We start from the raw sequence: 22,455 nt of genomic DNA on the forward strand, positions 1-22,455 counted from the left end.
CTTTTCGCTTTTTCGCTTTTTCGATTTACTTCCTGCACGTCGCCATCAACCGGTGCTTCAGCCCGCAGAACAGCGGCGTTTCGCCCATCAATTCCATAAGCAACTGCAAACCCAAAAACCACCGCGGGTGGTACATGTTCGGCACTCCCCAGCGGTAAATCTTGATATCCTTGAACCCTGCGCCCTTCAAATACTTGATCAGTGCGTGGCGCGTGTTGATCCGGTACGGCGCGGGATAAGTCCCCTCGCTCTGAATCTTCATCTTCTTCTTCAGCCACTCGCGCTGATCGATGGAGAGAAACTTGTTCGGAAACATGAACGGATTGAACACGCTGTTGGTGTTGATGATTACCCGCCCGCCCGGCTTCAGCACCCGGTAGAATTCCCCGCACACCTGCTTCGGATCCGTGATATGTTCGAACACCGAATCGCAGTACACCCCTTCTACACTGCCATCGGCCAGCGGCAGCCGTTCCAAAATCCCCTGCATCTTATAGCGCACTGTGGGATTCATTAAAATATCTTCATGAATCGGCTCCAGCCCGATCAGCTTCCGTAGCGGCACCTTCCGCTCCGCAAGGGTGGTCGTCTGCCCGCACCCCGCCTCCAGCACCAGAGCATCTTCCAGCCCATTGGCCCAGTCGGCCATGAACACATGGTTATAATAATGGTTCTTCTTGGCCAGTGATTCCCAGTATTTGCGGAACATGGGAGGCACCGCTGCCAACTGCTGGGCATGGGTCAAACTGAAAGCGCCCTTGGGCAGAAGTTGCGGCTCGGAGGTCGTATTGGACATGGTAGTTCCCTGATGGATCGCGATTCCGGCCCCGTCTTCCGGCCCGGACCTATAGCGTCTGTCCGTGTAAGCCTATTATTCACAAATGCTTATCCACAAACACCGCTATCGCTAATATAATGCATCTCATCGATACCCTGCAAGCCCCATTCCAAGCCCCGTCAGAAAAAAACTGAAATTCTGAAATGCCAAACCAGCGCCCGCACCCCATGTTTTGCCGCGGCATGCGTCTTGAGTATTCTCCTTCCCCTACTATAGTGGGGGAAGGCCGGGATGGGGGGCGCTCCCCCGGCCAAGGCAGGATTGTGCTGGACCTTCTGCTCCCCTTTCCCAATTCTATGGGGAAAGGGGCGGGGGATAGAGGTCTGCCCTCGCATGACTAGGCACCACGCTCCCGCGTGGTGCGGGTGCGGCGAATCCTTTGGATTTCGGCCCTTTCCCCCTTTGAAAAAGGGGGAATCAGAAGGGGGTTCCGCTCTAGTCCCCTTCCCCTACTTTAGTGGGGGAAGGGTTAGGGTTAGGGGGAAGTTAGATGGGGGTAATGCACAAGCCGGGGGATAGAGGTCTGCTCTCACATCCACTAAGCGTCACGCTCCCGCGTGGCGCACTCTGTTAAGGACTCCGCCGCAGGGGATAGGAGGTCTGTGTTCCGCTTACTCCAAGGGGGAAATACGAAGGGGTGGGGAAAGGGGGCCGAGGAACGGGGGCCTGCCTGCATCCGCCACCACCTCCCCGCTGTGATCCCGGCGTGTACATCCCGTGTAGGGGCGGGTTAAGCAGAAGGAAGCAACTCATCAGAGGATGCACCACGCGCAACCCGCCCGTGCCACATCCTGCAATCGCTAACACGGGAGGGTTGCGGCAGACCTTAACCCTCCCCTACACCGATCACATCAAGGGTATGGCATCCGCCGTAGGGGCACGGCATGCCGTGCCCGTCTTCGATCAGGGGGGTGGCCGAAGGGCCATCTCGTGCCCGTGCCCCCCTCATTGCCTTTAACGCTTTTCTCCCCTACATTATAGCATTATCACTTCCGTTGATCTCGAGGAGAATATCATGCGCGGTCTATTTCTATCTCTTCTGCTGGCGGTTTTGTTTCAGATGGCCGGCGCCACCGTTACTCCACGGCCCGAATCTCTGGTCCCCTTAGCCCGGGCTCGCCTGTATGAGGCCGCTGCCTCACCCGTTTTGCCTTTGGATTATGTCAACCGTCGCGTCAACAGTGACAACACCACACAGGTACAGAATGAGGAGATGGCCTGCATCTCACCTCTTGATTCGCAGAACTTCGTCGCCGCCTGGCGCGATTTCCGCCTCGGGTATCGCCGCATCGGTGTGGGCTACACCACCGATGGCGGTCAGGTGTGGCACGATACGCTGCTGCCGCAGATGTTTTATCCGTGGCAGAGTGATCCGGTAATGGTGGTCAACCATGAGGGTGTCTTCACCACCATGATCGTCACCTTTGATCCTGCACCCGGCGGGGAAGATGGCCTGTTGCAGGTCTCCTCGAACGATGGTGGAGTCACGTGGCATGACAGTGTCTTTGCTGCCGATTCCGTGCAGCCGCTGGGTTTCGAAGATAAGGAAATGCTGGCCGTTGATGCCGATCCCACCTCGCCGTATCTGGGCACCTATTACACGGCCTGGGCGCATTTCTACGGCCCCAACCCCTATGACTCCACTCACATCTGGCTGGTCTACAAACGTCCCGGAGAACCCTACAGCACGCCGCGCGTTCTCAGCCAGACCTCCGGCAACCAGTGGGCAAATGTCTGTACTGGACCGGATGGGGAAGTCTATGTTTCGTGGCTGAGCTATGCGTTGTCCGGCCTCATGTTCTCGCGCAGTACGGACGGCGGCCAGACCTTTGCCGATCAGCAGTTTGTCACGTCTACCAATTTTGTCGCAGCGGAAATTGCCCCGCGCAACATGACTCCCGAGTTCGACATCTTTGCCTATGGGGCCATGGCCGTCGATCTGTCTAACGGTCCGCACCGCGGGCGGCTCTACATGGTGTTCACCGATGCCGATGCGGCCTTTACCCGCACGGACATCTACAGCATGTACAGCGATGACCACGGCGCAAATTGGTCACCCCGCCGGCGGCTGAATGATGACAACACGGCATTTCCCGTGGACCATTTGCATCCGTGGATTTCCGTCGATGAAGAGGGCCGCGCGTGGGTCGTTTTCTATGACCGCCGCAATGATCCCAACAACATTTTGATGGATGTGTACTTCACTCTTTCCACCGATGGCGGCGCCACGTGGCGCGCCAATGAGCGGCTGAGCACCATCTCCTCCAATCCCGCCGCCGGCAGCTCCCTCGACGCCGGACTCATCGGAGAGTACATCGGCTGGCAGGCCCGTCACGGCAAAGCTCTCTGCACCTGGACCGACACCCGCCTCGGCAATCAGGATGTCTTCGCCACCTACATCGACACCATCCAATTCCCCACCGCCGTTTCCGGCCACTCATCCTTCATCCTTCCGCCTTCTTCCTTCAATTCATTTCCCAATCCCACCAACGGCAGCGCCATGCTGCGCTACGTGCTCGATTCGCCGCAAGACGTGCGCATCCGTCTCTACAATGTGCTCGGCCAGATTGCCGCCGAGGTCAACCTCGGTCGCCTTGCCGCCGGTGAACACACCTATGCCCTCGATCTGAACCGCTATGCTTCCGGCCTCTACTTCGCCGAACTCACCTCCCAGACCCATCACACCTTCACCAAAGTCATGCTCCTGAAATAGCAGCTATCACGACTCAATTCCTCATCCCGACCTTGAACTGCAGCCCCCTCTCGCCGGCTTCAATCCGGTTGAACCCTGACCACAAACTCCCGCCGCCATTCAGCACCTTCGGTCCCAGTGCGCCGTCCAGTTGATACGCGTCATCGATGTGCCAGTGCCCGTGCAGAATCAGATCCACGCCGTGCGAGATGAACAGCGCCGAAATCTCCTCGCGGTTCCGTAGCTGCATCTCCCGCGCAAACACTCCCGATGTCAAATCCTCCACATGCGGCAGCGGATACAGGTAGTGGTGCATCACCACAATCTTGCGCCGCCCTTCGATCTGCGGCATCTCCAGCGCCGCCTTCGTCGTCGCAAAATCGAGAAACCCCGTCGAGCCGCTCAGGTTGTCGCCGATCGGAGTCAGATCCCACGTCTTCATCGCGCTGCGGCTGCCCCGCAATATCCGCAGCAGATTATACGAGCGCGGCATCAGATGATTGGTGTCCAGTCCGATCAGCGCAATGTTATCCGGCAGAAGTTTGACAAACGGAAACCCACCCGGGCTCTGCCGCATCGTCAGGCAGTTCTCATAGGCTTCGACAAAGTGCGCCCGAAATGCCGCGACGTCCTGCTGATACGCCGCATCATTATACGCCAGCAACCTCCTGCGGAAATGCCACAGTGTGCGGATCGTATTCAGCAGATCCCGGCGCGTGCGCACCTTCACCACCGCATTGGGTTTGGAATAGGTCTGATAGATAAATCCGAAGATATCATGATTGCCGGGGATCACCGTCAGTTGCGCGCTCGTGCGAAAGCCGCTGGCAAAGAGCAGGTCGCGCACCTGAATCAGATGCTCCTCGCGCGCGTCGGCGGTCAGATCGCCGGTCACAATCAGATGATCGATCCCTGCGCGCCGGACTACATCGAACAGCGCCGCCACTCGGGCGCGATTGGCTTCGGTATAATGCAAATCGGAGATATGGGCAAGTTGTAACATGTGGGATCGGGTGATAACATTTTCATAGGGAGATGCGGTCTTTTTGGTTTAACGCCCAAGCCCTTGCGCGCGAACCCGCCGCAAAAAAACGGCGGCCAGTTGGCCGCCGCTGCTATCATCGGTGTACTATGTCGAACCCTTACCCCAGGTAGGTCCGCAAGGATTTGCTGCGCGAGGTGTGGCGCAGGCGGCGCAGGGCCTTCTCTTTGATCTGCCGCACGCGTTCCCGTGTCAGCTTAAACAGCTCGCCGATCTCTTCCAGGGTCAGCGGGTGTTCGCGCCCCAACCCGAAGTACAGCCGCACCACTTCGGCCTCACGCGGCGAGAGGGTGGCCAGCGCGCGGTCGATCTCCTGCCGCAGCGATTCCTGCATCAGCTTGGCGTCGGGCGGCGGCTGGTTCTCATTATGGACGATGTCCAGCAGCCGGTTGTCTTCCCCCTGGCTGAAGGGCGCGTCCATCGACAGATGCCGGCCCGACATGCGCAGCGTGTCGGTGACTTCGGCGGGCGTAATTTCGAGCTGCTCGGCGATCTCCTCGGGAGTGGGCTCGCGCTCATACTCCTGCTCGAGGTTCGAATACATCTTGCCGATCTTGTTCAGCGCGCCCACGCGGTTGAGGGGCAGCCGCACCACGCGCGACTGCTCGGCCAGCGCCTGCAAAATCGACTGCCGGATCCACCACACGGCGTAGGAAATAAATTTATAGCCACGGGTCTCATCGAACCGTTTGGCGGCCTTAATCAGACCGAGGTTGCCCTCGTTAATCAGGTCCCCCAGTGAGAGCCCCTGGTTCTGATACTGTTTGGCTACACTAACCACAAACCGCAGATTGGCCTTGGTAAGCTGCTCGAGGGCAATCTGGTCGCCGCGGCGAATGCGGCGGGCGAGCTTGATCTCCTCTTCGGGCGTGAGGAGCGGAACCTCCCCAATCTCCTGAAGATACTTCTCCAAGCTCTGGTTGGCGCGAATATTCACTTTTTTCGTGATTTTGGTCAAAGGTGGGCCTCCAAATTGCGATCAAGCAAGATCAAGCGGAAAACTCCCATTACGACGCTAACTCCCACTGTCAAAGAAAAGTTCCCGTCGGTTTTACAAGAACTTACGATCACGAGGAGGGTTCCCCAAATTTTGAGCCTCTCGGGGAAAGGAGGACCAAACAGTGAATAACCTTTTTTGACCAAACGAACTGGTTTACTCCTTGGGATTAAAGGTACTTAGGGAGGTATTGTCGCGCTTCCAATAGAGGGATTTCAGGCGATTATGCAAGGCGCGAAGCTGCTGGCTGATGCGGGTATCATAGCGGGACAGGCGGTCGAGGTGGCGGAAGATGGACTCGGTTGCCAGAGGATCATGGCGGCTCTTGCTGGTGGCCAGGTATTCGAGGTCATAAAGCCGATACTGGCGGAAGTGCTGAATGGCGATCTGGTCCACCAGCAGTTTCTCATGGGCGGTTTTGGGTTTGTATTCCCGGTGGAGGGCGGTGCGGAAGTCCGCAAAAACCTCGCGTTCATGCCGCTTAAGGTGGGTGAGGAACAGTTCATCCGTAGCGCGCAGCCCATGCTTGAGAGCATTGCTGCGGCTACGGGCTTTTCCTTCGGGTGATTTTGGTCCGCTCATAGTCGAAAATCCTGAAATGCTGAAACACTGAAACGCTGAAATCAGAAGCCCGGAAGCCAAAAACGATAATTGGGCCGATGTAGTTGCGCAGCTTGCTGCGCGTCTAAATACCCTACCCGCCACCCCTAAACCTTGTCATTCTGACGCCGTCTTCGGCGGAAGAACCTCGGGCGAATTCGGTATGCCTTCCTCTTGGTAGCCGCGCGATTCATCGCGCTTCTGGAGGGGAAAGGCAAACAGCCGATTCGACAAAGGGTTAGATGATGGGCTGGAAGAAGAAAGGGCAAACTCCCAGCACTGTTCAAATGTACAACATTTTTGGCCTGAAAGCAAGAGAAATTTGGGCAAATGTGCAAATGCTGAGTACATCGATAGTTGGGGTGGTGCGAATGAACATAAGAGAATGAAAAACAGGCTGTTCAAGCAGTGAAAGAGAAGGGGAGACGAGTGGCTAGAGGATAACGCATGGAGGGCTCTGACATGGGTTGAGTGCTCGGTGCGTTAACACATGACATATAGCGGTCGGAGGAGAATGACTATATGTAGTGCTTGAAAGGCAACGGTGGGATGTCCTCAGTTAGTGTAGAGACCAGTATTTTTCCGACTGCGTCGGCGAAGCGTAAAGTAACGGGAGACCCTGTGGCGTATGTGCATGCATTATAATTCAGTTTTGTCAGCCCCAAGATATCGCGCGCGACCACTCCAAACTCACATTCACCGTGTGAAACGTCCAAGTAAAGAGGCCTAGGGACTTCGAGGCAGAGTTGCGTGCGCAGTCTGGGAACGAAACCCATGGTCATGAGGTACCCTGATGATTCTGTCATACGCAAAAGAGTGCCTCTGAGAACCGAACTGTTTCGGAGTGTGAAGAGGTTGAAATTCGAGGCGATGCGCACACGAACACCGACGATGGATGTGTTGCAACCCGCTGCACTTCGGAAGCCCTCCCATTCACGGTCGTTGAACCTGCATTTCCCGTGTATGACAACTTCCTTGGGTGGAGTGCCATTCAGTTTCGTGTAATTGTCTATGACCATTCCAAGAATCTTCTCGGATGACCTTGGGTCCAAATGGAATTCGCCGCGCCGCTTCGTGTACCATGGCCCCACGGCACCGCGAAATACCATTCCATCACCGGAACCAAGAAACATTTGCGCGGCGCAACATGCTTCGCCTTCACGGCCAGAGAGAGTGTTATTGAAAACCATTCCTACATAGCAGACTCCGTCGCGCACACCGGAGAGTCTCCATGGCAGCGCGCCATGTTTGTAATACACGGCAGACGCGAGATTCCATGCAATCTGTGATTGCTGCTTTCTGTAAGAGTCAATTACGAACTGGAGCTTGCTTCGACGATCGGGCGGGAGGAGTGTCTCCTCGACTATAAGCTGAGTGACTATTTCCTTTGGCAGAAGCCGGGCCTTCAATTGGTTGTGAAAGTGGTCGGAAAACTCCTCGGTCTCCTTCATTTCACTTAGTTGCAGGTCGAGCTGGTTGATGGTAGCGAATGGTCTCATGCGTGAGTGCTGACCACGGACGTGTCGACTCTGCGGCTCGTCGGACGATCGCGGCAGCGCCATCTTCTTGAGCTTTCCGGACACGAGCACAAACCACACCGATACATCCCGCTCCTGTGTGCGCCTCGCTTCCAGAATCCGGTCCCGGTACAAATTTACCAGCGTTGTGATCCGGTCAGATCGTCTCGTTTGCTTTAAGATGTGCTCTATGTGTGCGGAATCGAGTTCGACCGCTATTAGTGGTTCGGCGGGCCACTTGACATTGAATGCAGCTTCAAATCCGGGAAAGGAAGGTCGTGAAACACTGTCCTCTCCGTTCAGTATCGGACCTTGAATTCTGCATACCCAGTCTCTGAATGCTTCTATCGCCGAGCGGGTGCCGATCACGCCTGCCCTGATGGTGTACTCCGGTGAATTCACTAATGGGCCAAAGAGTGACAGCCCGTCGCGGGGGTCGTCAACGGCCTGAGACTTGCCGACCTCAACTAGAGGTTCGTCGATATACTCAATCGCCTGGCTCGATGTCTTCATCATCTTGGTCTTCCACCTGTTCGGAAATAAGATCTATCTCTTCTTCGATTCCATAGATGTAGGATTTGGGACACTCATGTAGCGTTGGAATACGGCTTACTGCTAGCGCACTTTCGTCTCCGAATTCAATTAGCACATCGTCAGTTCCGCGACTAACACATGCCATGGCGGCTAAAAGTCTCTCGCGCCAAAGCTCGTTGAACCAGCGCCTGCACGCTGACCGTCTTGCCTTGTGGAGTTTTGGCTTGCTCTCCCATATAGTACGCGCATCGTCTGAGAACAAGACGTGTCTGCGAATGGCGAAATGTGGAAACGGGCGCATTTCAGCCTTGGCAGAAATGGCGAAATGCCAATATGATGACTCATATTTGCCAACAAGCACTCGATCTGTGGGTGCTCCTTCGAGTGTGTCGTACTGAATGGAGTCAAGGTCCGACCCTTTGTAAAAGAAGAAGCAGTGCTTCTTTGATGCCTGCAAATACGGGCGAAGACCCCTCTTGATTAGAGCGTATTCGAACGTGTTCGTCAACAGCTCAGTCACAAGCCTGCTGTCATCTGTTTGCAACACATCTCGCAAGGCGGCATACGGGGCATCTGATCGCATAGGAAGGCGCGTCGAATTCAGAATCTCGTATGGGTACGTGACATAGGACGAAATCGAGTTTGCCGGAAAGAAAGAAATTATTTTCTTTTCCGAAAATGCAAAAGGTTGTCCGACCTCTGGGTTCAGATTGTAAGGGCCGACACCAGATCGGCCAATGTCGTGAATAAATATATGTGATGGCCATCGGGTGATAGGAAAGACGTTGGTGACATAAGTTTCAGGCTTGTCGAGAAGAGTGCGGGGCGAAGCGTATTTGTATTCCTTTGCCCACCATTCGGATACTGCACTGGGGCCGTTGACAGCACAACCAACAATTCCGGCTTCTTTCAATTTGTCAAGAAGTTCGCGAAGCCCTGCACCCCAGCGTCCGAAGAAGTCAACTGTGTACCGATCTATCACGTAAGCGTTGGCGGTTTTGAAATCAATATCGTCACATCGAACTGGTAGGATGAACTCTTGATCACCATCGTCTGACGACCTGCGTACTGCATCGGCCACCGCGAGCTCCTTAAGGCAGCCGTCTGATTGATGATTCGAGACTTTGCTGAGGACAAATATGAATCGGTCTGTATTCGCCCGGATTTGACGCTCAATTGTTGGCCACATCGATGCGCCGCCCGGCATATCTGTGAGATCACACCAAGCTTGGAATCCCATGGCCCTTAGGCGAAGGGTCAGCCATAGACTGAATTCATTGTCGATGGGATTTGCATGGGAAATAAAAAGACGGTCTTTCATAACTGCATTCCCTAAGATACCGAGGCCTTTGCGTTTTATCCCTACGTGGATTGGCCAAACATTTCGGTCATAGCGGCACGAACGAACTGTTCGGCGTCTCATTACGTTGGTGACCCATGATTCTGTCCAATGCTGCAATATACGGATAGAACAGGCTACAGTCAAGGCTTGAATGTTATCATGGTATTATAAATTGACAGGTCGTTTTATAAAAGAATTCTGTTGGGCGAGTATGGGGTGGAAGTGAATCAGAACTGTGGGGTTAAGGTGGAGAAATAGGAAATTTGAAATAGGAAAGAAGAGGGCGCTTTTTGAAGGATGAAGGATGAAGGCGGAAGGATGAAGGGAAGAAGCCGATGCGGGGGCGTTTTTGTCTGCGGGGCGCGATGAATCGCGCGGCTACCGAGGCGAGGGCATGCCGGATTCGCCTGAGGTTCTTCCGCCGAAGACGGCGTCAGAATGACAATGTTTTTTTGGGGTGGCGCGGGCTCTGGTCGGAGGCGGCCGGAGGCCGCCTGAAGTATAGGGGGACAGAAGCCGAGAAGCCAAGGCGGGAGAGTGCGGATGCGGGGTGGGGTTTCGGCCGGGTTGTGTTTTCTGTTCGGGTTAGTATTTGACGCGGCTCAACCCGGCTCGGCAAGGGGTGGGCAGGGTGATGCAGGAAGCGAGAGGCGCGATGAATCGCGCGGCCACCGAGACGAGGGCATGCCGGATTCGCCCGAGGTTCTTCCGCCGAAGACGGCGTCAGAATGACAAGGGCGCGGGGAAAAATAGGAAATTTGAAATAGGAAATAGGAAAGAAGAGGGCGCTTTTTGAAGGATGAAGGATGAAGGCGGAAGGATGAAGGGAAAAAGCCGATGAGGGTGGCGTTTTGGTCCGCGGGGCGCGATGAATCGGGCGGCTACCAAGATGAAGGCATGCCGGATTTGCCCGAGGTTCTTCCGCCGAAGACGGCGTCAGAATGACAAGGGTTGGGGGGCGGTGAGGGGAGTTGGAGCAGCAATTGCACCAAGAGACGGTATGCTAAGTTTGATTATTTCAACCGTCGTCTTCTTTGCGGCCAGCTTTCTGCTGCACCGCTATCTCGAAGACTGGGGACTGGACAAAGGCCGGGCACGCACCCTGCTGGTGATCGCGCTGGCGTCGCTCCTCTCCTATGGAGCCTCCTCCGCCGTAGGCCACTTCACCGGCAAACCGGACCTCATCGACAGCGCCCTCAAGCTTCAAACCTCCGGGTTGGAAAAATAGGAAAGGGCACGACGTGTCGTGCCCCACTTGCAGATTCAGATCGCCCTGCTTACACCCCTACGAGTCCTCGATGGGGGTTTCGCGTTTGGGGTGCTTGGGTTTGCGCTTGTAAAGGTCTTCCGGGGGGATGACCTTGGGCGGCTTGGGCGGAAGAGGGATGCGCTTTTTGGGAGGGCGCAGCGGAGTGCGAGGGGGGCTCATGTGCCTTGGACCTTGGCCTTCTGGCCTTTGAGGAGTTCGCTAAAGGCCCTGACGTCCGAAGGCGCATGGCCGGAAAAATGATTGTTGAAGAAGGCATAGATGGGCAGCTTCTGCTTGAGCCAGAGCTTGGCACAGGCGGCCCAGAAGACGAGATTCTTCTGCATGTCCTTCTGCGTGTGATCGAACACGGTCAGTGCCTTCTGGTCACCGAGAAACCGCAGATAGACGAACGTGCCCGTGACGCGAGTCTCGCGCGGCATCCAGGGGTGATCGACCAGGCACATGGTGAGTTTGCGCGCGGCCAGCTCGTCGGGCAGCCGGGTTTTCAGCCAGGCACGGTTGCGGATCTCCACGGCAAAGCGGAAACTGGTGTCGCGCGGCAGAGTATCGAGAAACTTCAAGAGGTCGTTGATGCGTTCGGGCTTGAAGCCATAGGGGAACTGAAAGAGAACCGGGCCGAGATGTTCGCCGAGCAGTTCCACCACAGAGAGAAATTCGCTCATCTCCGCCTCGCAGTTGATGAGCGATTTTTCATGGGTAATCACCTGTGGGACTTTGAGCGCGAACTCGAATCCGGGAGGCGCGACCTCGGCCCAGCGTTCGACGCGGGAGCGGGGCGGAATGGCGTAGAAGGTACTGTCCACTTCCACCGCGCCGAACTGAGAAATATAGTATTCCAGCCACTGGCCGGAGGAGGTTTTGGGCGGGTAGAAGTTTCCCTGCCAGTCGTCGTAGCTCCAGCCACTCGTGCCGGCATGCAGCAGCGAGTTGGCGTGCTTGTTAGACGGGAAAATCGAGTCCATACGTCGGCACCAAGGTTCCAATCTCCGGAGGCGTTTTTTCGAGCCACTCCTCGCGGGCCAGCCGCGCCAATCGCAGGGTGTGCGGCCGGTGCATGTCATTGTCCGCGGGAAGATACCCGTTCAATTGCCTGCGCTGAGAGTCGCTGAGCAGGGCGACTCCCGGCCCGACCAGCACCATATCGGCGGTCAAATGGGAGAGCAGATCATCATAGGCGACGATCTGCGACTGGTCTTGCGTGGTCTCGAGAGCCTGACCTGTGAAGCGCGCGAAATGAGCATGCCCGCGGCGCGCAGGAGAGATGACGGCGACGGCATCCCAGCGGCCTAAGAGATTCAGGGCCACGACTTCCAGCGACGAGACCGGCCAGATGGGAATTTCGAGCCCGCGCGCCAGTCCTTTGGCAAAGGCGAGACTGACCCGCAAGCCGGTGAAGGATCCGGGGCCAATGCCGATGGCAATGGCCTTCAGGCGGCTGGGCGTGATGCTCATGTCGCGGAGCATGGTGGTGACTTCATCGGCGAATTTGGCGCGGTCGGAGAAGGTGTTCTCCATCACCAACTGGTCATGATGCACGAGGCCGATGACGGACGGATTGGCGGAGCTTTCGAGACAGAGAATCATGGTGCGCCCCGCTTGACGGCAATCCGCCGCTCGCTGCTGTTGGCGATGGTTTCGATTTCAATCCAGAGTGCGTCGGGCGGCAGCAGGTCGCGCACGCGTTCGGCCCATTCGATCACAAAGACTCCATTGCGGTCAAAGTACTCATCGAAGCCCATAGCTTCAAAGGTGGCCGCGCCCTCGATGCGGTAGAGGTCGGCATGAAAGAAGGGCAGTTTGCCCTTGTATTCGAGCACATAGTTGAAGCTGGGACTGATGACGGCATCACTGACGCCGAGCCCCTTGCCGATGCCCTTGGCAATCACCGTTTTGCCCGCGCCCAAATCGCCGAAGAGCGCGATGACCGTGCCGGGTGTGAGCGAGGCGGCGAAGGCCTCGGCCCAATGCTCGGTTTCGGCGGGGGAGTGGGTGGTGATGATGTCTGACATTGGTTGCAGGATATTTCTTTGTGTTACACGGGCGGGTCTTAGACCCGCCCCTCCGAATGACACGGCATGCCTTTCGAAAGCCCTTCAGTCGCGGGCACGACATGTCGTGCCCCTACGGCGGAGTCTGATCCTCATTTAGATTGTGGCGGCAGACCCGTATCCCCCGGCCCCCGCCTTCGTCGAGGTCCGGGACCTTTCCCCACCCCCCTTTTTATTCCCCCCACTAAAGTAGGGGGAAAAGAGGGAAAGGGGAGCAGAGCAGAACCCCCTTCTGCTTCCCCCTTTTTGCAAAGGGGGAAGGGCAGAGACAAGGGGCTAAAGCCCCTTGCCCTCCCGGCATGTGGGGAACGGCAGAGCCGAATCTTCAGAACGATAGCGCGCCGAAGGCGACGCGGGTGAAGGGGTCACCCCTTCCCTTCCATGATGACGACGGGAAGGATCATTTCCTCTAAGGAGCAGCCGCCGTGGAGGAAGCTGTCTTTGTAGAGGGCGAGGTACTTGTGGTAGTTGGTCGGGTAGACGAAGTAGTAGTTCTCTTTGGCAATGATGTAGCCGATATTGAGGCCGCGCTTGGGGAGGCGGAAACGCTCGGGGCGCGGGACTTCGATGGCTTGACGGGAATCGACTTTCAAGTTACGACCGTGCTTGAAGCGCAGGTTGGTGGAGGCTTCGCGGTCGGAGACGACTTTGGCGCCCTTGGTGGAGCGGATGGAGCCGTGATCGGAGGTGACAATGACCGTCCATTTCTGGCGGGCGAAGGCCTGCAGAATCTGGCGGAGGCTGGAATGCTCGAACCAGGCACGGACGACGCTGCGGTAGCCGGCTTCATGGGGCAGCATTTCACGGATGACGTCACTCTGAGAGCGGCTGTGGCCGAGCATATCCACGAAGTTGAAGACCATCGAGACGAGGCGGTTGTTGAAGTATTGCGGCACCTTTTTGGCGGTGGCGTTGGCTTCTTCGGGGTCGAGGATCTTCACATATTTGGGCTCAGGCTCGACGGTGAGGCCGAGGCGCTGCAACTGTTTGTCCAGAAGCTGGCGTTCGAAGCGGTTGCAGGAGAGTTCGTCATCATCGCTCTTCTTCCAGAGGTCGGGATAGATCTCCTCGATCTCGCCGGGGTAAAGGCCCGAGAACAGCGCATTGCGGCTGTAGGGAGTGGCGGACGGAAGAATGGAGAAATGGAAATCGCGCGTGATGCGGAAGTTGTCATAGAGCAGCGGCTCCATAGCCATCCACTGGTCGGCGCGCAGGCAATCGATGACAAGGAAGAGCACATTTTCCCCGGCGGCGAGGCGGGGCATGACCCACTTCTGGACGACGTCAACGGACATGGGTGGGCCTTCATTGCGGCCCCAGGCCCAGTCCTCATAGTGTTCTTCGACGAATTTGCCGAATTCGATATTGCATTCTTCGCGCTGGCCTTCGAGGGAGTGCTTGAGGCCTTCATCGGGCAGGCGGTCCAGTTCGATTTCCCAGCCGCAGAGACTGGCGTGGATGTCGGCCCACTCGCGCCACGTCGGACCTTCCATCAGCTTGAGGGAGATTTGACGGAACTCGGTGAGGTAATCGCGGGTGGCGATCTTCTGTTCGATGGCGTTGCGCTCGAGAACCTTTTTCAGCGCGACGAGGATCTGCGTGGGGTTGACAGGCTTTGTCAGGTAATCGGTGATCTTGCCGCCGAGGGCCGAATCCATCAGGGCCTCTTCTTCCGACTTGGTGATCATGATCACGGGCAGATCGGGACGCTTATCCTTGATGGCGGCGGCGGTCTCGATGCCGTCCATTCCGGGCATGTGTTCATCCATGAGCACCGCATCGAACGGTTCGGTGATGACGCGGTTGATGGCGTCCTCGCCGTTGGTCACGCCGGTGACGTCATAGCCGTATTGTCCGAGGAACAATACGTGAGCTTCGAGGAGATCGATCTCGTCGTCTGCCCAAAGAATTCGCTTGTTATCTGGCATGATGTCCTTTAGAAGCTATTTCGAAAAAATTAGAAATCAAAAATCAAAAATGAAAAAGTGGAAAATGAAGACGGGCGGGTTGCGGGGTGGCCTATGATTATCGCGTAGCCCTTATCTCCGGACCTTTTCTCATTATTGCCTCGCAGACCTCTATCCCCTACGGCCTTAGTTCGTTACCCCCATCTAACTTCCCCCACCCCCTTCCCGGCCTTCCCCCACTGAAGTAGGGGAAGGGGACCCGTGCAGAACCCCCTTCTGATTCCCCCTTTTCCAAAGGGGGAAGGGCAGATGGAAGACGCACGGCCGTGCGTGGCTATGGTGCGGGGTGCTTTCTTTTTGGGCAAGGTGCAGATCTGTATCCCCTGGCCCGCGCCTTCGTCGAGGTCCAAGGACTTCTCCCACGCCCTTAGCTCATGGTTCTTGTTAGGCGGACCTCTATCCCCCTGCCTTGTTCGTTACCCCCATCTAACTTCCCCCACACTGTGGGGGAAGGACTTGAGCCTGCTGTGGGTGTAGGAACAGAACCCCCTTCTGATTCCCCCTTTTGCAAAGGGGGAAGGGCAGATGGAAGACGCACGGCCGTGCGTGGCTATGGTGCGGGGTGCTTTCTTTTTGGGGAAGGTGCTGATCTCTATCCCCAGCCTTCCCCCAGCGGGGCAGGCCCAAGTCAAAAATAGGCCTGCAGCCGCGACGGTTAGCGCGTGCGGTGCGTCTGCGACGCGATGATGTAATCTATTACGGCCTTGTAAACCTTCATCAGCTCGGGATCGGTGTCTCGCAATGCCCGCAGATGCTTCTGAATGGTGGCCTTGTCGCCGCGGACGGCGGGGCCGGTTTGGGCGGCGGCGGGGCCTAAGGCGGCGACCTGAGAAAGGGTTTCCCGCGCAATGGGCAGCACGGCTTGCAGGGCGCGGGCCTCGGGGACGCCGGTTCTTTTCAGAACATCTACCGCCATGTGCAGGTCGGCGGCGACAAAACCGCAGGCCAGGACGGCGGACAGGTGGTAGAGCACCCGGTCCTCTCCGGAAACCTTGAGCGGTTTCCCGCCCAGCAGGCGGGTCAGCTTGTTGGCGGCGAGGATGCCTTTGCGGTTGCCGTCGGTGCCGAAGGTCACGCCGGCGAGGGTGACGGTTTGGGCGCGGCGGGGAAAGGTCTGGTACGGATGCCAGGCGGCAATTCCCGCGCCGAGCGACGCCAGCGGCTGCAAGACCTCGGCTCCGATGGAGCCTGCGGTGTGCAAAACGGCAAGCTTGGGCCACGGCAAGGGCAGGCGGGCCAACTCTTCAGCCAAAAGGGCGAGTTGGCCCTCCTTGACGGCAAGGATAATAACTCCGTGTTCTTGCTGAAGTTGTTTGGTCTTCCTCAGATGCCTAACTTTTAACGCTTTAGAGAGCCTTTGCTCTCCCGCACGCCCTCTGCTTACAAGGGTTAGCTGACGGCAGCCTGCCGCGCAGAGGGCCCGGGACAGGCCGGAGCCTACCGCGCCGAGTCCGATGATGGTGATTGGCCCGGTGGCCATGGAAGTTGCATACAGCGGCATATTGCAAAGTTACAATGAACGGTTCGCAAATGCAAGCAATTTGTTATGTTTGAAGGGCATTTGAGAGGCGGTTTCCTTGACAATCCCCGGAGGAATCGTTACTTTTAAGGATTAATTTGGCAGGGCTAAGCCCTGCACCTGTATCCGCCTGCGGCGGGGGGACAACGCGGGAATACCGCGTGGTCCCACTCCCTGTATCACCCTTAAATCCTTCCCCCACAGCCTGTCCTGAACACCGTGAAGGATGGGGGAAGTTAGATGGGGGTGGGAAAGGCAGCCCGAATTAGTCGCTTCATCAGATCTGCCTCTTGATTTTCGATGCATCAAAGGAGTTTGCAATGGCATTAGGACGAGTGTTAGAGCTTTCGTGCCGGCTGAATGTATATATCCGCCAGCCGGGCGGGCATGTGAAGGCGATGAGCGCGGACGGCTGGGGCTTCAGCCAGATCACGGGCCGCAAGTGCCTCGTCGCGCGGGACGGCCATTCGATGGTGGTGCATGTGATCGGCCACGTAGTGCGCCGCGGCATGGTGACCCCCGAGGAACTCGCACTGTTGAACCGCGTCAAGGTCGTTGAAGAGAGCATCACCTCCTCCGGCCGCAGCGAATGGGATTTCTTCATCGAGGAAGTGGATGATGAAACGGCGTCGCGGGTGCTGCGGGGGCCGATCATTGAACCGAGTTCGGTTGTGGGCGGGGGGGTTAGGCTCTAAATCGTAAACCAAAAATAAAAAACGAAAAATGGCAGAGCCGGACGATCAACTCCATAGCATGGTGGACGATCCCCCCAAAGCCAAACGGGACTTGTCTGCACGTACGCGTGCGTTTGCCCTGAGGATCATTCGTCTGTACCAAGCGGTCCCCCAGAGCGGGTTAGGGCGAGTAATCGGCATGCAGTTATTGAGATCTGGAACATCTGTCGGCGCTCATGTAGCGGAATCCAGCCATGCCAAATCTCGCGCAGACTTCACCAACAAAATAGACGGTGCCATGCAGGAACTTGCAGAGACCGTGTACTGGATGCATTTGTTGGCGGATTCGGATACGGTCAAGCCCGAAAAATTAACCGCATTGCAGGCCGAGTCCCGCGAGCTAATGGCAATCTTTGTTTCGATGGTCAAAAAGACCCGTGCGGTTTAGCGGGTTCTTCTTTTTGATTTCTAATTTCTGGTTTTTTGACTTTTTTGCTTCACCAACAACTATGCGGGACTCATGAAAGGTGTTATCCTCGCGGGTGGTCTTGGCACCCGACTGTTGCCCTTGACCAAGATTACCAACAAGCACTTGCTGGCGATTTACAATCAGCCGATGATTTATTACCCGATCCAGACACTGGTGCGGGCGGGGATCGATGAGATCGTGCTGGTGACCGGCGGCCATTATGCCGGAGATTTTCTGAATCTGCTGGGCAACGGCAAGGACTTCGGTCTGCGCTATATCAACTATGCCTATCAGGAAGGCGAAGGCGGCATTGCCGACGCGCTGCGCCTGGCGCGCGTGTTTACGGGGAAGGATAAGGTGGCGGTGATTCTCGGCGACAATATTCTCGAGAAGGATATCACGGCCCACGTGCAGAAGTTCAATCAGCAGGAAGGGGCGAAGATTCTGCTGAAGGAAGTGCCGGATCCCGAGCGGTTCGGTGTGGCGGAAGTGGATTCCACGGGCCGCGTGGTGAGCATTGTGGAGAAGCCCAAGAAGCCGAAGTCGAACCTGGCGGTGATCGGAGTCTACCTGTATGACGCACAGGTGTGGGACATTATCACCACCCTGCGGCCTTCCGAGCGCGGCGAACTGGAAATCACCGACGTGAATAATGCGTACCTGCGGATGGGCAAGCTGACCGCCGATGTGATCGACGGCTGGTGGACGGACGCGGGAACGTTCCCGTCGCTCTACCGCGCGTCGCGACTGGTGGCGGAAAAGGTGGATCCGAAGCTGAAGGACCACTGGTTTTAGAATGAGGGATGAAGGCGGACGGTGAGACTTGAGACCAGAGACTTGAGACTTGAATTTGGGTCTTTCGCTTTGTTGGTTTGCAGGCCGTAACCCCTTCCGATTGTGTCCGCAGACTTCTATCCCCCGGCCTCGCCTTCGGCGGGGTCGAAGAACTTTTCTTGCCCCCTTGTATTTTTCCGACTAATGTAGGGGAAAAGAGGGAAAAAGGGGAATTAAGATTAAATCGGAATTTGTGGGATGCACATGAAAGTGCGCGATGTCATCAAGCTCATCGAATCCGACGGCTGGTATCTGGTGGCGACACGTGGAGATCACCGCCAGTACAAGCATTCGAGAAAGCCCGGCCGTGTGACGGTGGCTGGCCGGTTGAGTTTTGACCTTGCGCCGGGAACATTCAACAGCATCTTGAAACAGGCTAAGCTAAAGGGCTCCCGATGAGTTCGCGCCAGTATTTGATTGTGATTGAAAAGGCGGATGGAAACTACTCCGCTTATTCGCCGGATCTGCCGGGGTGCGTGGCTGTCGGCAAGACCCGGGAGCAGACCGAAGCGAAGATGCAGACGGCGATTCAGATGCACATCGAAGGGCTCCTTGAAGATCACCTGCGGATTCCCGCCCCGCATTCCAGCGCGGAGTATGTGCAACTGACTATTCCGGCGCGCGCAAAGGAAACTCCCAGCAAATCGGGTCCTCGCAGTGCGGGCATTAAGAAAATGTGATTCCCGGGGTGGATGCTTTGTTTTCGCATATTCGGCCTTTCAGTATTTGCTTTTAACGGAGAGACCGCATGAATGGCAACGACCGTTTTCTGCAATTGTTCTGGGGACTGGTGGCGGTGGCGGTGGGATTTGTGCTGACCGGGCTGCTGGTGTCGGGAGCGCTGCGGGCGATCAAGCGGGCGAACGACAATATCACCGTGACCGGCTCGGCACGGCGGACCGTGCGTTCCGACTATGTGGAGTGGAACGGCAACTACGCGGTCAACGACATGAGCATGCAGCACGGCTATGAGACGATCACGCGCAACCAGCAGCGGATCCGGCAGTGGCTGAACTCCCGCCGTATCTCCGACAGCCTGATTGTCTTTTCCGGTGTGCACACGCGGGATATGACGCGAAGCAAGCGGAATGCGCAGGGGGAGTATGTCGAAGAGTTTATCGGCTACCAGCTCACGCAGTCCTTTCAGGTGCACAGCACACAGGTGGATTCGATTGAAGCGATTGCGCGGGACATCAGCCAGCTTACGGCGGAGAGCCTGCCGGTGAATTCCGATCCACCGCAGTTCTACTTTACGGCACTGGCTCCGATGCGGATGGAGATGCTGTCCGAAGCGACAAAGGATGCGCGAACCCGGGCCGAGCAGATTGCCGGCAGCGCGGGCGGCAGGGTGCGCAGCCTGCGCAATGCGCGGCAGGGAGTGTTTCAGGTAACCGCGCCGAACTCCCGCGAAGTACGCGATTATGGCATCTACGATACCTCGACGATCGAGAAGGACATCACTGCGGTGGTGTCGGTGACGTTTTCGGTGAACTGAGACAGGTTTCAAGCGGGCGGGCCGGTCTTAGACGGCCCCTACGACGGACACGGCAGGCCGTGTCCCTACCACACAAGATGACTTCGATTATCTGACCTGAGGATAGGCTCATGAAGTTCCGTTCCGTGCTCATCATGGTTGCGCTGTTGGCCTTTGCGTTTATGGCGGCGGCGGAAAGCACTTACACCAAGGCGAACTGGGACAAGGCTATGAAAGAGTTGGCTCCCGACGCCGATCTGCTGAAGTTGTATCAGGACTGGTGTTCCCAAGCTCCGGATCCGGAACTGGTGCGGCGCATTCAGGGAGACTGGTTCGGGGTGGACAGCGCCGGGATGGTGGACTTTTTCAAGGCGCAGTACGAGAAGAATCCGAACAGCGCGAAGTGGCTGTACTTCTATGGCCGTTATGGCACCAACGCACAGAAGCTGGACCTTGGCCGCAAAGCGATCTCCGCAGATCCGAAGTTTCCATACGGATACCGGCTGGTGGCTGCGACCTATAAGCCGCTGTTCGAACGGAGCGCCACGCCGAAGGACCAGAGCAGTTTGAGCGCCGAACTGCCGAAGGATGCGGCGGTTTTTGAAGGGTGGGCAACGCTTGCTCCCAAGGAAGCGATTGCTCAGTCGACGCTGTTCGAATACCTGATTTACAGCAAGAAGACGGATCAGGCCGCGGCGTTGCTGGCGCAGGCGAAGAAGGATAGCGCCAACTGGGCCGACGGTGGCAGCGAGCGGATTCTGAAGGCCGCGCAAGGGGATTTCGACGCGGTGGCGGCGTCGGCCATGAAGGACGCGAACGACATGGTAGGCGAAGGGCAAATCACTTCTGCCGATCAGCACGGCGCGGCGCGCGATCTGTATTTGGAAGCGGTGCGGACGGCGGGCAACTATCAGAAGTTGCAGGAGCGGATTATCGTCAGTTCCAATGGTGAGGATTTTGCTCCCGAAGTGCGGTATACGCTGGCGGGCGACGCGGTGCGATTCGGCCATCCGCAGGATGCTCTGGGCGATCTGAACAGCGCGTTGGAGGCTGGGTTTGCCGATGTGGAGCGGCTGAAGAACGATCCGACGTTCGAGTCTTTGCACACGGATGCGGCCTGGAAGGATCTGATGGCCAAGGCCGAAGCCGCTGCCAAGACCAACGCGGGCAAGGTGCGGGACGACGTGCGGAAGGGAAAGACCACCAAGGACGCGCCGGACTGGACGCTGACGGATGCGTCGGGCAAGACGGTGAAGCTTTCCGATCTGCATGGGCAGGTGGTGTTGCTGGATTTCTGGGCGACGTGGTGCAATCCCTGCCGGATGGCGATGCCGGTGATCAACAGATATGTCAAGACCCAGATGCCGAAGCAGGGTGTGCGGGTGTTTTCGATCAACACTTGGGAACGCGGACCGCAGCAGAAGCCGCGCATTTTCTTCGCCAAGACGGGCTATGCGATGGAGTTGCTGTTCGGCAACGAGGACGTGGCCAAGGCCTATGGGGTGAAGGGGATTCCCTATCTGTGCGCGATTGACAAGAACGGCAAGATTCGTTACGAGGAACTCGGTTATTCCGACGATCTGGGGCAGAAGCTGCCGTTGTGGGTGGAAGATTTGATGCAGGAAGGGCGGTGAAGAAAGGATGAAGGATGAAGACTTCTCCTTGCTGGCTTTGATTTTCTGAATTTTCGGTTTTTGCTTTTTGAAATTTTTTTGGGAGGGCTCCGCCATGCGATTCTGGATTCTTGCACTGCTGCCGGTGGTGCTATTCTTAGGTTGCCAGGACAAGGCGACACCGGTTCACGGTGATCCGCCGGAACCGCCGGCGCACGGCCATGTGCCCAATGCGCCGGACAGTGTAAAGGCGAGTACCTATGTGGGTTTTGGTGTGGTTGTGAGATGGTCGGACAACAGTCTGGACGAGACCAAGTTTGTCCTCGAACACGGGCGCAGAAGCTTCACCATGCAGCACGATACCCTGGTGGCCAACACGGCCATGTACTGGGATTCGCTGCGGCTGGCGGAAGGCGACTATGCCTACCGCGTGCGCGCGGGCAATGACTCCGGCTGGTCTGCCTGGTCGGAAACGTTGTTTGTCAGTTACCGTCTGAAATCGGACGGGCTGATTCCGCTGCGCGAGGGCAACTGGTGGGAGTTCAGCGCGGACAGCGGCCAGACCCATTACACTTACCGCCATGCGGTGAGCGCATTCCGGTTGATCGGCCTCGATGACTATTACCTGCTGACGGCGAGCATCGCGGATACTCTGGCGGCGGATTCGATTTACTATTTGCGGAATTGCGCGACCGGCGTCACGCAACTTGCCTTTCCATCGGACAGCGGCGCGCATGCGGATACGCTGTTCCGCTACCCGAATATCCATTCGGGCGACCATTACCTGTACCGGGAAGACAGCATTGTGGTGCTGAATCCTCCTCCGGGGATTGCGAAGATTGTCGGCGACACCACCTTTACCGGGGTGATCAGCTACCAGCGGTTCTTGAATCACGACCGCAGCCATTCCATCCGTTACTACCTTGTGCCGCAGCGCGTGGGGCTGGTGCGGGAGGAAGAGATTCGCTCGGGTGACATTATTGCCCACCACGATATTGTGACCTACCACGTGGAAAACTAAGCGG

21 protein-coding genes are annotated in these 22,455 nt (G+C 57.0%); 10 read left to right on the top strand and 11 right to left on the bottom strand.

Translation table 11 applies throughout. The features are described 5' to 3' along the window. Positions 1-25: 25 nt before the first annotated feature. Entirely contained in the window at positions 26-796 is a 771-nt protein-coding gene (locus VGL38_07315) for a methyltransferase domain-containing protein (GenBank protein HEY3295230.1), read from the bottom strand. A gap of 1,057 nt (positions 797-1,853) precedes the next feature. Here VGL38_07315 and VGL38_07320 point away from each other — a divergent pair. Next, positions 1,854-3,551, top strand: coding sequence for a T9SS type A sorting domain-containing protein (locus VGL38_07320; GenBank protein ID HEY3295231.1), 1,698 nt, complete (start codon positions 1,854-1,856; stop codon positions 3,549-3,551). A gap of 13 nt (positions 3,552-3,564) precedes the next feature. On the opposite strand, the gene VGL38_07325 is transcribed toward VGL38_07320, so the two are convergent. The 5 genes from VGL38_07325 to VGL38_07345 all read right to left on the bottom strand — a co-directional run bounded on the left by VGL38_07325 (position 3,565) and on the right by VGL38_07345 (position 9,541). Then, positions 3,565-4,533 carry a metallophosphoesterase gene (locus VGL38_07325; protein HEY3295232.1) on the bottom strand — a complete coding sequence of 323 codons (969 nt, stop codon included), beginning with the start codon at positions 4,531-4,533 and terminating at the stop codon, positions 3,565-3,567. Positions 4,534-4,672: 139 nt separating this feature from the next. Then, entirely contained in the window at positions 4,673-5,530 is an 858-nt protein-coding gene (locus VGL38_07330) for an RNA polymerase sigma factor RpoD/SigA (protein ID HEY3295233.1), read from the bottom strand. Between the two features lie 195 nt (positions 5,531-5,725). After that, on the bottom strand, positions 5,726-6,151 hold the full coding sequence (locus VGL38_07335) for a hypothetical protein (GenBank protein ID HEY3295234.1): 426 nt from the start codon (positions 6,149-6,151) through the stop codon (positions 5,726-5,728). Between the two features lie 536 nt (positions 6,152-6,687). Beyond that, positions 6,688-8,202 carry a hypothetical protein gene (locus tag VGL38_07340; GenBank protein ID HEY3295235.1) on the bottom strand — a complete coding sequence of 505 codons (1,515 nt, stop codon included), beginning with the start codon at positions 8,200-8,202 and terminating at the stop codon, positions 6,688-6,690. Continuing rightward, a complete protein-coding gene (locus tag VGL38_07345; protein ID HEY3295236.1) occupies positions 8,174-9,541 on the bottom strand; it encodes a toll/interleukin-1 receptor domain-containing protein in 1,368 nt (455 codons plus the stop codon). The genes VGL38_07340 and VGL38_07345 overlap by 29 nt, the downstream gene beginning before the upstream one ends. Positions 9,542-10,562: 1,021 nt before the next feature. On the opposite strand from VGL38_07345, the gene VGL38_07350 reads away from it, so the two are divergent. Continuing rightward, positions 10,563-10,790: a hypothetical protein gene (locus tag VGL38_07350; GenBank protein ID HEY3295237.1), complete on the top strand. Its 228-nt coding sequence runs from the start codon at positions 10,563-10,565 to the stop codon at positions 10,788-10,790. Positions 10,791-10,987: 197 nt separating this feature from the next. Here the strand turns inward: VGL38_07350 and VGL38_07355 are convergent, their stop codons facing one another. The 5 genes from VGL38_07355 to VGL38_07375 all read right to left on the bottom strand — a co-directional run bounded on the left by VGL38_07355 (position 10,988) and on the right by VGL38_07375 (position 16,348). Next, positions 10,988-11,794, bottom strand: coding sequence for a DUF72 domain-containing protein (locus tag VGL38_07355; protein HEY3295238.1), 807 nt, complete (start codon positions 11,792-11,794; stop codon positions 10,988-10,990). After that, the gene (gene tsaB, locus VGL38_07360; GenBank protein HEY3295239.1) at positions 11,772-12,416 is read right to left on the bottom strand and encodes a tRNA (adenosine(37)-N6)-threonylcarbamoyltransferase complex dimerization subunit type 1 TsaB; all 645 of its coding nucleotides are present in this window, start codon (positions 12,414-12,416) and stop codon (positions 11,772-11,774) included. The genes VGL38_07355 and tsaB overlap by 23 nt, the downstream gene beginning before the upstream one ends. After that, positions 12,413-12,841 carry a tRNA (adenosine(37)-N6)-threonylcarbamoyltransferase complex ATPase subunit type 1 TsaE gene (tsaE, locus tag VGL38_07365; protein ID HEY3295240.1) on the bottom strand — a complete coding sequence of 143 codons (429 nt, stop codon included), beginning with the start codon at positions 12,839-12,841 and terminating at the stop codon, positions 12,413-12,415. The genes tsaB and tsaE overlap by 4 nt, the downstream gene beginning before the upstream one ends. Before the next feature lie 404 nt (positions 12,842-13,245). Then, on the bottom strand, positions 13,246-14,808 hold the full coding sequence (locus VGL38_07370) for a response regulator (GenBank protein ID HEY3295241.1): 1,563 nt from the start codon (positions 14,806-14,808) through the stop codon (positions 13,246-13,248). 694 nt (positions 14,809-15,502) lie between these two features. Then, positions 15,503-16,348: a Rossmann-like and DUF2520 domain-containing protein gene (locus VGL38_07375; GenBank protein ID HEY3295242.1), complete on the bottom strand. Its 846-nt coding sequence runs from the start codon at positions 16,346-16,348 to the stop codon at positions 15,503-15,505. A 338-nt stretch (positions 16,349-16,686) separates the two neighbouring features. Between VGL38_07375 and VGL38_07380 the strand changes: the two genes are divergently transcribed. From VGL38_07380 to VGL38_07415, 8 genes are all read left to right on the top strand, one after another. Then, positions 16,687-17,061 (top strand): hypothetical protein, encoded by a 375-nt coding sequence (locus VGL38_07380; GenBank protein ID HEY3295243.1) that lies wholly within the window; start codon positions 16,687-16,689, stop codon positions 17,059-17,061. A gap of 28 nt (positions 17,062-17,089) precedes the next feature. Next, positions 17,090-17,488, top strand: coding sequence for a four helix bundle protein (locus tag VGL38_07385; protein ID HEY3295244.1), 399 nt, complete (start codon positions 17,090-17,092; stop codon positions 17,486-17,488). A gap of 72 nt (positions 17,489-17,560) precedes the next feature. Continuing rightward, on the top strand, positions 17,561-18,304 hold the full coding sequence (locus VGL38_07390; protein HEY3295245.1) for a sugar phosphate nucleotidyltransferase: 744 nt from the start codon (positions 17,561-17,563) through the stop codon (positions 18,302-18,304). A 243-nt stretch (positions 18,305-18,547) separates the two neighbouring features. Continuing rightward, positions 18,548-18,742 (top strand): type II toxin-antitoxin system HicA family toxin, encoded by a 195-nt coding sequence (locus VGL38_07395; GenBank protein HEY3295246.1) that lies wholly within the window; start codon positions 18,548-18,550, stop codon positions 18,740-18,742. Further along, positions 18,739-19,023, top strand: coding sequence for a type II toxin-antitoxin system HicB family antitoxin (locus tag VGL38_07400; GenBank protein ID HEY3295247.1), 285 nt, complete (start codon positions 18,739-18,741; stop codon positions 19,021-19,023). Before VGL38_07395 ends, VGL38_07400 begins: the two co-directional genes overlap by 4 nt. Before the next feature lie 68 nt (positions 19,024-19,091). Further along, the gene (locus VGL38_07405; GenBank protein ID HEY3295248.1) at positions 19,092-19,838 is read left to right on the top strand and encodes an SIMPL domain-containing protein; all 747 of its coding nucleotides are present in this window, start codon (positions 19,092-19,094) and stop codon (positions 19,836-19,838) included. A 110-nt stretch (positions 19,839-19,948) separates the two neighbouring features. Further along, the gene (locus VGL38_07410; GenBank protein HEY3295249.1) at positions 19,949-21,451 is read left to right on the top strand and encodes a TlpA disulfide reductase family protein; all 1,503 of its coding nucleotides are present in this window, start codon (positions 19,949-19,951) and stop codon (positions 21,449-21,451) included. Between the two features lie 94 nt (positions 21,452-21,545). After that, entirely contained in the window at positions 21,546-22,451 is a 906-nt protein-coding gene (locus tag VGL38_07415; GenBank protein ID HEY3295250.1) for a hypothetical protein, read from the top strand. Positions 22,452-22,455: the final 4 nt, after the last annotated feature.

The organism is bacterium, from assembly GCA_036504735.1.
Classification (GTDB): Bacteria; Electryoneota; RPQS01; order RPQS01; family RPQS01; genus DASXUQ01.